The sequence below is a fragment of the Synechococcus sp. R60.1 genome (genome assembly GCF_047461835.1).
In the GTDB taxonomy this organism is placed as follows: Bacteria; Cyanobacteriota; Cyanobacteriia; order Thermostichales; family Thermostichaceae; genus Thermostichus.
The window spans coordinates 1-9086 of the sequence record NZ_JANSIA010000109.1 but is presented as its reverse complement, the minus strand read 5'-3'; the positions used below and the strand labels follow the sequence as shown (position 1 = coordinate 9086).

General features: G+C 56.4%; 8 protein-coding genes, 1 tRNA gene and 1 pseudogene. 8 read left to right on the top strand and 2 right to left on the bottom strand.

What is annotated here, in order from left to right:
* The first annotated feature begins 84 nt into the window (after positions 1–84).
* Together NW834_RS12490 and NW834_RS12485 are read left to right on the top strand one after the other, a co-directional pair.
* On the top strand, positions 85–315 hold the full coding sequence (locus NW834_RS12490) for a DUF4258 domain-containing protein (protein WP_414426331.1): 231 nt from the start codon (positions 85–87) through the stop codon (positions 313–315).
* On the top strand, positions 312–566 hold the full coding sequence (locus NW834_RS12485) for a DUF2283 domain-containing protein (RefSeq protein ID WP_414418798.1): 255 nt from the start codon (positions 312–314) through the stop codon (positions 564–566). The genes NW834_RS12490 and NW834_RS12485 overlap by 4 nt, the downstream gene beginning before the upstream one ends.
* Positions 567–864: 298 nt before the next feature.
* Here NW834_RS12485 and NW834_RS12480 read toward each other — a convergent pair whose 3' ends face one another.
* Positions 865–1323 (bottom strand): gamma-glutamylcyclotransferase family protein, encoded by a 459-nt coding sequence (locus NW834_RS12480; RefSeq protein WP_011433142.1) that lies wholly within the window; start codon positions 1321–1323, stop codon positions 865–867.
* Positions 1324–1412: 89 nt separating this feature from the next.
* On the opposite strand from NW834_RS12480, the gene NW834_RS12475 reads away from it, so the two are divergent.
* Positions 1413–3764, top strand: a complete 2352-nt coding sequence (locus NW834_RS12475) for an AAA family ATPase (protein ID WP_414418797.1) — start codon at positions 1413–1415, stop codon at positions 3762–3764.
* Between the two features lie 227 nt (positions 3765–3991).
* On the opposite strand, the gene NW834_RS12470 is transcribed toward NW834_RS12475, so the two are convergent.
* Positions 3992–4065, bottom strand: a tRNA-Pro gene (locus NW834_RS12470).
* Positions 4066–4355: 290 nt separating this feature from the next.
* On the opposite strand from NW834_RS12470, the gene rpsB reads away from it, so the two are divergent.
* From rpsB to NW834_RS12445, 5 genes and pseudogenes are all read left to right on the top strand, one after another.
* Positions 4356–5150, top strand: a complete 795-nt coding sequence (gene rpsB / locus NW834_RS12465; RefSeq protein WP_414418796.1) for a 30S ribosomal protein S2 — start codon at positions 4356–4358, stop codon at positions 5148–5150.
* 159 nt (positions 5151–5309) lie between these two features.
* Positions 5310–5954: pseudogene (gene tsf, locus NW834_RS12460) on the top strand (translation elongation factor Ts); the annotation flags it as partial.
* A gap of 354 nt (positions 5955–6308) precedes the next feature.
* On the top strand, positions 6309–7724 hold the full coding sequence (locus NW834_RS12455; protein WP_414331685.1) for an amidohydrolase: 1416 nt from the start codon (positions 6309–6311) through the stop codon (positions 7722–7724).
* 56 nt (positions 7725–7780) lie between these two features.
* Positions 7781–8728 (top strand): tRNA epoxyqueuosine(34) reductase QueG, encoded by a 948-nt coding sequence (gene queG / locus NW834_RS12450; RefSeq protein WP_414418800.1) that lies wholly within the window; start codon positions 7781–7783, stop codon positions 8726–8728.
* A 26-nt stretch (positions 8729–8754) separates the two neighbouring features.
* A complete protein-coding gene (locus tag NW834_RS12445) occupies positions 8755–8946 on the top strand; it encodes a hypothetical protein (RefSeq protein WP_414380595.1) in 192 nt (63 codons plus the stop codon).
* Positions 8947–9086: the final 140 nt, after the last annotated feature.

The window sequence follows — 9086 nt, the reverse complement described above, 5'->3', positions numbered from 1 at the left end:
GTTCTATCATAACTTCCGCATTCCTCCCGACACTGACCCTACGGGTACAGTGCGGGGCTCCTGCGATTTCTAGCTGAGCATGCGTTGAGACGGCTGCAGCAGCGACAAGAGATCGCAAGCCAGTGGATCGAGAGAGTTCTGAGCTGCCCTGACTACGTACAAGTGGATCCCAAAGATCCTCAGCTCAAGCAAGCCTATGGTCGAATTCCGGAGTACGGCAATCGCCTCCTGAAGATTGTTTACGATGAATCAACGGGTCCTTGGACAGTGGTGACTATCTTTTTTGATCGAACAATGGGGAAAAAGCTGCCATGAGACCTTTCATCGAGTTTGATCCTGATGTGGATGCTGGATATATTCGTTTGACAACAGCTCAAGTCCAAAGCTCAGAGGAGGTTGCCCCTGGGGTTGTTTTGGATTTCGACAAGGAAAATCAACTGGTTGGAGTTGAGGTTCTCTCTGTTCATCGACAAATGGATAGCGACATTAAAATGCTTCCGCAAGAGATTCAAGACTACATCGTTTTATTGAGAAACTCCGTGTTGCAAGAACAGTTACTGAGTTAGATGAGAGTCTGGCAACACTAGCCCCACCGCATCTGTAGACGCAAGAGGAGTACCATTGCGATGGCCAGCCTTTTACTGTGGCCTGTTTGGCATGGTTGTAGGTGATTGAGATAACAGTCGCCGACCTTTCGGATTGCCAACGGATGTGCCGTCACTTTTATCGAATAGGCCGCACTCTCTTGGATCTGGACGCTGCCAAAACCGTTCGGGATCAACCCACCTGGTTTGAGGCTCCATCTTAAGGTCAGGGGCAGGAACCTGTTTGCCAGCAGCCTCAATCCCCTTGGACAGAGTGCTCTCAGCCACCCAACCCCATCGCTTCAATTTGATGAATGTAGTCGGGGGGAAGCCCATGCTCTCGTGCCCCCTTCAAGATTCCTTGAAGATATCCCTCGCTTGGGATCAATGAATCATCAATGAATGAATCTCCCGCCACGTAAGTCATTGCTTCGATCACTTCACCCTCATCGCTTCGAACCTGAACCTGCTGGCGACGGTAATGACCTCCCGGAATTCCTTCATACCGATCCATCCTCTCCAGCCTGTCCGAGCTGCACAGATAGGCAACTCCCCACACAACCCCAGAGGGATCCCGGACAATGTTGGCCTTGCCGGTTCCATCGTTGCCGCGCTTGTTGAACGTCAGGCGGTATCCCTGCAAACGAGCACGCCTAGCTTCCTTGAAATCAACAGTACGGTGTCCCATCTGCTGGGCATCTAGGTTACTTCCGTATGCAAAATACCACTGCTCACTCATCTCTAGTTCCCTTGGTGTCGGGTGAACCCGCCTACCCAGAATTACACTGAGATATTGAGCACATTAGCATCACGGGATCCCGCCCTTCCATGAGCTACTTGGTTATCGACACCGAGGGCAACCCCAACCTCAAAGAAATCGCCCTTATCGACAGCAGCGGCCAGCTCATCTACCACGCCTACACCCAAGAATACTCGCCCCACCACCCCCGGCCCAAGCCCCTGACCCAGATCGTTGCGGATCTACAGCGCTTGACACAAGGTAAAACCCTTGTTTTCCACCATGCAGATCACGACCTAAAAATCCTTAAACAAGCCTTTGACCAAGTTAACCAAGATTGGCTTCCTAACCCCATCTTCTGTACTTGGTCAGCCGCCAAGCAATGTTTTCCCAACCTCGCCGGTTACGGACTCGAGTACCTGAGCAAACATCTTGGGATCCAACTGGAGAGCGGCTACTTCAACTCCAAGTTGGCCCACGACGCCAGCTACGATGCCCTCTTTACCTACCACCTCTATCGCCACCTCACCCACGCTCAGCTCAAAGCCCAGAATGTTCCCAATCCTTTCGCCAACAGCAGAGTTGACAATCCCTTTCAGCATTATCCCGACGAGACCACCATCTATCAGCCTCAGTACCAGCAGCTCACTGCCACCCTACAGGACATCCAACGGGATCCCAACCACCAGAGCCGAGGGGTTGTCTTACTGGGTGAACCTGGATCCGGCAAGACCCACCTGATCATGCGGGTGGCCCAAAACCTCCTGCGCCACAACCGTCTCCTGTTTATCCCTCAGCCCACCCATCCCGACAACATCTACCACCACATCTACAGCCACACCCTGGAATCCCTGCGCGAACGGGTAGATGCCCATCACCACACCCAGCTCGACTACTTGATTGCCAAGAGCTTTGTGGAAATCTTGAAAACCTTCCCCCAAACCTCAAAAACTGAAGAGCTTCTCTCCCTTCTCACGGCGGATCCCCTCAACCTCTTTCATCGCCTGGGAGCAGAAGGCACCGAGCGTCGTCGTCAACAATGGCAAGCCATTGAAAAACTGGTTCTGCGCTGGTGGGCAGAGCAAAACTTCCTTACCGGTTCCACCGAAAACATTCTCAAGGGCATCATCAAATACTGCAGCTACAGGGATCCCAACCGCCGTCACCAGATCATCCGCTGGCTCAGCGGTACCGACCTGGATCCTGAAGAAACCAACTTGATTGGGTTGCCCCCTTGGAGTGCAGATCCGGATCGCAACACCTTTGCCCTAGAAGGGATGAAAGTCATCGGCAGGCTTTCGCTGCTCGACCAGCCCCTGATCATTGTCTTCGACCAATTGGAGGCTCTGGGCCGAGAGGAAAATCGAGATATCCTTCTCAACTTTGGCGATGCTCTAAAAGAGCTTTTTACCCGTATTCCCAACAGTCTGTTTGTCCTTAATTTGTTTCCTGATCGTTGGCAACATTTCCAAACCCAATTTGACCGGGCTACCGTCGATCGCCTCTCCCAAACCGTCCTCTCCCTAGATCTCCCCTCTCTTCCCCAGCTTCAAGCCCTTCTCCAGAGCCGCCTGCCTTCAGGGATCCACCTCCAAGCTCTCTTTACCGCCGATGACCTCAGCGATATCCTCAGCCAACCCTCGATCCGGGCCATTCTCAACCGGGCCTCAGCCTACTATCGCCACTACATCAACGGGATCCCTCTCCCTCCCCAGGTGCAAGTTGTACCCACTGCCAGCAATCTAGCCGCCCGTGTCCAGCGGCTCGAAACTGAGCTGCAAACCCTCAAACAACTGCTCATCCCCCTTCTGCCTGCCCACGGCCCCTCCATCGTTCTATCTCCACCCCTTCGGGATCCCAGCCCATCTGCCGATCTTGTTGAGACGCTGGATCCCTATCTCCGCACCACTGAGGCTCAGCTCCGCGCCGCCTATCCCCAAGAGGCGATCATCGACAGCACAGCCGATATCGGCAAATTGCGCACCATCGGCAATGCCCTACAAGGGATCCGTCCTGTCCCCATGAGCACCCTGAAGCTGGGCAAACGCAAACTTCCAGATCACCTCTATTTCTCCGCCCAGAAGCGGGTGATCGCCTTTATCCAAGTGGGTCCCAGCAGCATGTATGGACAGCTCAATAACTTCAACCAATTGGTGATTGCTCACCCTGAGCTTCAGTTTCTTTTGCTACGGGATGCCCGCCTTAAGCCTCCTTCCAAAACGGCTACCGCCACCAAAGCGGCCTTGGCCGCCCTCAACAACAGCCCCAATGGCAAGTATGCTCTGCTCACCCAAGACGACCGCATCCATCTGGAGCTTATGCACAGGATGATCACCGACATCCAAAACCGCGACCTGGAAATCGACCTGACCCAAGCCGTTCGGTATTATCTTGACCACAGGGATCCCCCCCTTATTGCCTGGATCCTGGGCCGTGATTAAGCGCTCCAGATCCGTCGAAACCCCATGTTGTTCAAGGTCGGCTCCGCATCGGGATCCAGCACCGTAAAACCGGGATCCCATATTGTCCGGCCAAGCTTGTGACCTGATTCTTAAGGCTGCCGATCAACGGAGCCAATGGCAAGGGATTGACAGCGGAGCCAAAGTACCTCAAAGTTTCCGGCATAGTGGGCTTTGTCCGGCTCAAGCCCTCCCCTGATTACTCAGTATCGGAGCGGCGGGATTTGAACCCACGACCCCCACTACCCCAAAGTGGTGCGCTACCAAGCTGCGCTACGCCCCGACGCACTTACGGGTAGAAGCCCATGAAGTGCCTAGCTAGTCTAGCATCGGATCGCGGCCAGAGTTAACCCCAAGCTGCGGGATCCCGTGGAAAACATGCTAGCTTAGTTAAGCCGTTAAGAAATCGCACGCCTGAACCACCGGGTGTCCTTACAGCCCTTTCGCGGTTTGCTGCAACAGCTCCTGAGTTCCTTGCCAATGGGGGTAGAGCGCTCTGTGCAGGTAACCGGCGGGAAGGCCGTAACTGGGATCCGTTCGGGCGGAGGCTAACCCGTAGGAGAGGAAAAACTCATGAGCGTAGTCAGTTTGCCTCAACTGTTGGAGGCAGGGGTTCACTTCGGCCACAAGGCCAGCCGCTGGAACCCGAAAATGCGGCCCTACATCTTTACCGAGCGGAACGGCATCCACATTATCGATTTGGTGCAGACGGCCCGCTATCTGAACGAAGCCTACGAGTATGTGCGGGATGCTGCTGACAGGGGTTGGCGCTTCCTGTTTGTGGGCACCAAACGGCAAGCTGCCGGGATCATCGCTCAAGAGGCTCGTCGCTGTGGCAGCTACTACGTCAACCAGCGCTGGTTGGGGGGCATGCTCACCAACTGGGCCACCATCAAAACCCGCATCGACCGCCTCAAAGAAATTGAGGAGATGGAGAGCAGTGGTCTTCTGGATCGCCTGCCCAAACAAGAGGCCAGCCGTCTGCGGCGAGAGTTGGCCAGGTTGGAAAAGTACTTAGGCGGCATTAAAACCATGCGCAAGCTCCCTGATGCGGTGATCATCGTCGATCAGCGGCGGGAGGCCAACGCCGTTCAAGAATGTATCAGGCTTAACATCCCGATCATCTCACTGCTGGACACCAACTGCGACCCCGATCTCAGCGATATCTTCATTCCCTCTAACGACGATGCCATTCGAGCGATTAAGCTGATTGTAGGCAAGTTGGCGGATGCCATCTACGAAGGGCGGCATGGGCAGCTCGACACCGTTGAAGAGGATGAGTACGACTACGAAGGGGCCATGGATCTGGACGACGACATTCTGGAAGACATGGAGGACGAAGAAGAAGGAGAAGCCGAGGAAGGCTAGACCGAGGGCAGGGATCCCGTGCAATCCGGGCACTTCCCTGCCTGTTCCCTATCCAAAGGCGTGTATTCTTGAAATCTAGGTTTACAATTCTACCGAAGCCCGCTCATTCTCACTCATATCCCGCCACATTCTTCCCGTTCTTTCATTCGAGGAGCCCTCATGAGCATTGATGCCAAACTGGTCAAAGAGCTGCGCGAAAAGACGGGCGCAGGCATGATGGACTGCAAAAAAGCCCTGGAAGATTCCGGTGGCGATATGGAGAAAGCCATCACCTGGCTGCGACAGAAAGGGTTGGCAGGGGCAGCCAAAAAGGCCAGTCGCGTCGCGGCAGAGGGGGCAGTTGACAGCTACATCCACTTCGGCAATCGAATTGGGGTGTTGGTGGAAGTGAACTGCGAGACGGACTTCGTGGCCCGCAACGAAGATTTCAAGAAATTGGTGCAAGACATCGCCAAGCAGATTGCCGCCTGCCAAAACGTAGAATACGTCAGCGTTGACCAGATCCCTGCTGAAGTGGTGGAGCGGGAAAAAGCCATTGAAATGGGCAAAGAAGATCTGGCCAATAAGCCGGAGAACATACGCGAGAAGATCGTGCAAGGTCGCATCGAAAAGCGACTGAAAGAGTTATCCCTGTTGGATCAACCCTTTATTAAAGATTCCTCGATCACGGTGGAGGAATTGGTCAAGCAGCACATTGCCAAACTGGGGGAAAACATTCGGGTGCGGCGGTTTGTGCGCTTTGTCCTGGGAGAGGGGATCGAGAAAGAAGAAGTGGATTTTGCTGCTGAGGTTGCCGCTCAAGCCGGTCTCAAGCCGGCAGAGGCCCCCAAAGTGGAAGAGACTCCACCCGCTCCTCCTGAAGAACCTGCCCCAGAACCGGCCCCTGCTGCCGAGAGCAAGCCGGCCAAAAAAGGCTCCGCCAAGAAAAAGAAATAGCCGGTCAAGGCTGAGCTGTAGGGCCATGTCGGCGGTGCAGAGGCGTTGAAACTGCGTTATGGAGAGTGTGGGCACCTCTATGTCGGCAGTTCTATAACCACTACGCTTGGGTATCCCTTGGGGGAAAGGCTAGGTTATGCATGCAAATGTTCTGATCCTCCCGCCTTGGCAGGGTTAACTCCAGCACGCTAAGGTAGCAGACGGCCTTTTTGGATCCCGGGCATGAGTTTTATCTTGCGCAATGCGTTAATTCCCACCGCCACCGGCTACGAAACCGCAGATGTGCGAATCGAGGGGGAACGGATTGCTGCCATAGGCAGAGGGTTACCCGCAACGGGCGCAGACAGCCTGGAACTGGATGCCAGTAACCAACTCTTGCTGCCGGGCTTTGTCAATGCCCACACCCATTCTTCCGAAATGTGGCAACGAGGGATCATACCGCCCTATCCGCTGGAGCTGTGGCTGGCACAACTGCACGAGTATGCGCCGCCGGATCCGGAAAAAATCTATCTCAGCGCGCTGGGGACGGCGGTGGAAACCCTGCTGACGGGGGGCACCTCGGTGGTGGATCATCTGGTGTTGATCCCAGGCCAAGAGTTGGCCACCATTGAGGCGGCGGTACGGGCCTACCGAGAAGTCGGGATCCGCGCCTTCGTGGGCCCCTTGATCCAGGATCAGGCTCTCTCTCGGGGGTTGCCCAGCAGCTCCTCTTGGGATCGGGAGCCGGAAACCTATCCCCTCTCCACAGCAGAGGTGCTGGCCATTGTGGAAGAGGCGGTGCAGCGCTTTCACCGGCCAGAAGAGGGCATTACCCTCATGGTGGCTCCCACAGGGATCCAACTCTGCTCAGACGAGCTGTTCAAGGGCTGTGCGGAGTTGAGCCAGAAGTATGACCTACCCCGCCACGCCCACCTGTTGGAAACCCGTGCCCAGCAGATGCTGGCCCAGGAAAAGTACGGCTGTAGTGCTGTGGAGCATCTGGAGCGCTTGGGCTACCTAGACCGGAAAACTTCCTTGGCCCACTGCGTCTGGCTCAGCGATGCCGATATCGAGATCTTGGCCCGCACCGGCTCTACGGTTGTTCACAACCCCTTGAGCAACCTGCGCCTAGGCAGCGGCATTGCCCCCATCTTGAAATACCGCCGGGCAGGGGTGAACGTGGCCTTTGGCTGCGATGGATCCGCCAGCAACGATTCGCAGGATTTGCTAGAGGCCATCAAAATCGGCACCATCCTGCACAACATCACCGATCCCGACTACCGCCACTGGATTTCTCCCCGCGAGAGCATCGAGATGGCAGCCCGAGGTGGGGCAATCGGCTTGGGCCTGGGGGATCAGATGGGATCCCTGGAAGTGGGCAAGCAAGCGGATCTGGTGCTGTACGATCTCACCCAACTGTCGCTGTTGCCCCGTACCGATCCCATTGGGCTGCTGGTGTTGGGTCGGCCCACCCAGGCAGTGCATAGCGTTTGGGTGCGAGGAAAACAGGTGGTGTCCGGCGGAGCCGTGACGACGGTGGATGTGGCCAAGCTGCGGCAGGATCTGTTTGCCCACAGCACCTGGGATCCCTTCCGCCGATCCCAGCAGGCAGAGCATCTGGAAGCTCGTTATCGTCGGGTGATGGGCTTGCCAAAGTAGCGTTGGATGTCCCTGTGTGGCCAGAAGAAGCAGACCGGGCCAGCATCACAGAGCAGGTGAAACGACAGGCGCTGGCGCTGGGCTTTGACAAAGTTGGCATTGCCAGCACAGAGGATCCCCCCGACTTGCGGGGCCTGCAAGCTTGGCTGGCTGCGGGCATGGCCGCCGACATGGCCTGGATGGCGGATCCTAGGCGAATGGATCCAAAGCAGGTGCTGCCGGGGGTGCAGTCGTTGATCTGTGTGGCTTTGAATTACTACACCCCCATCCGCCACAGCCAGGATCCCGGCAAGGGCAAGATCTCCCGCTACGCCTGGGGGCGAGATTATCACCGCGTGTTGGGGCGGCGGCTGAAGCAGCTCCACCTCTGGATGCAAGCGCAATTTCCGAACTACCGCGGTCGATGCTATGTCGATACCGGCCCGGTGGCGGAAAAGCCCTGGGCCATGCAGGCGGGCTTGGGTTGGATCGGCAAAAACAGCCTGTTGCTCACCCGCGAGTACGGCTCCTGGGTGTTTCTGGGAGTGATCCTGACCACCCTGCCGTTGCTCCCTGACCAGCCCCACACCGCTCACTGCGGCACCTGTACCCGCTGCCTAGAGGCTTGCCCCACGCAGGCCATCGTCAGCCCAGGGGTGGTGGATTCCCGCCGCTGCGTTGCCTACCACACTCTAGAAAGCCACGCCGAGCGGATCCCTGCCAAGATTGCCCAGAACCTGCACAACTGGGTGGCCGGCTGTGACATCTGCCAGGAGGTCTGCCCTTGGAACCAACGCTTTGCCCAACCCAGCCGGATCCCGGATTTTCAGCCCTACTCTTGGAATGTTGCCCCTGATCTCCAGGAGCTGGCCCGGATCGATGATCGGGAATTCGACCACAAGTTTCCGGCCTCTGCCCTGCGCCGGCTCAAGGCCCACCGCCTGCGCCGCAACGCCCAAGCAGCCCTGGAAGGCAATTCCAGCTCTGCAGCTGGCAGCAACGATTTGGAAGCCCCCTCTACTTAACTTGGATACGCTTTCCTAGCAGGATCTTGCGGCCTCGAGGCCGGCGCCAGAAAATGGTGGGGCTATTGTCTCTGGGCCAGGGACGCAAGCTAACATACATGCCCTACCCTCTTTCTGAGGCCACAGTGCTGGGCCGCCATGGTCTTGCTCTCGTGGGAGCGGTTTTGCGCAAAGGACGTGTGGACTTGGTGCAGGAGTTTACCCACCGCTTTGTTTGAGCTGGATCGACTCAAACACAGTAGCCCCACCTAAAACACGGTCATTTCAAGCTAGATTAGGACACTGATACATTCACGCTGAACTCTCCTGAACATGGTTCAGGAAAGAAGCGATCGCATCCTGCCTATCTCTGAGCAGG

Bases quoted from the DNA above. Each gene is read 5' to 3' on its own strand.
- NW834_RS12485 (WP_414418798.1), top strand. From the start codon at position 312: ATGAGACCTTTCATCGAGTTTGATCCTGATGTGGATGCTGGATATATT.
- NW834_RS12480 (WP_011433142.1), bottom strand. From the start codon at position 1,323: ATGAGTGAGCAGTGGTATTTTGCATACGGAAGTAACCTAGATGCCCAG.
- NW834_RS12475 (WP_414418797.1), top strand. From the start codon at position 1,413: ATGAGCTACTTGGTTATCGACACCGAGGGCAACCCCAACCTCAAAGAA.
- rpsB (WP_414418796.1), top strand. From the start codon at position 4,356: ATGAGCGTAGTCAGTTTGCCTCAACTGTTGGAGGCAGGGGTTCACTTC.
- NW834_RS12455 (WP_414331685.1), top strand. From the start codon at position 6,309: ATGAGTTTTATCTTGCGCAATGCGTTAATTCCCACCGCCACCGGCTAC.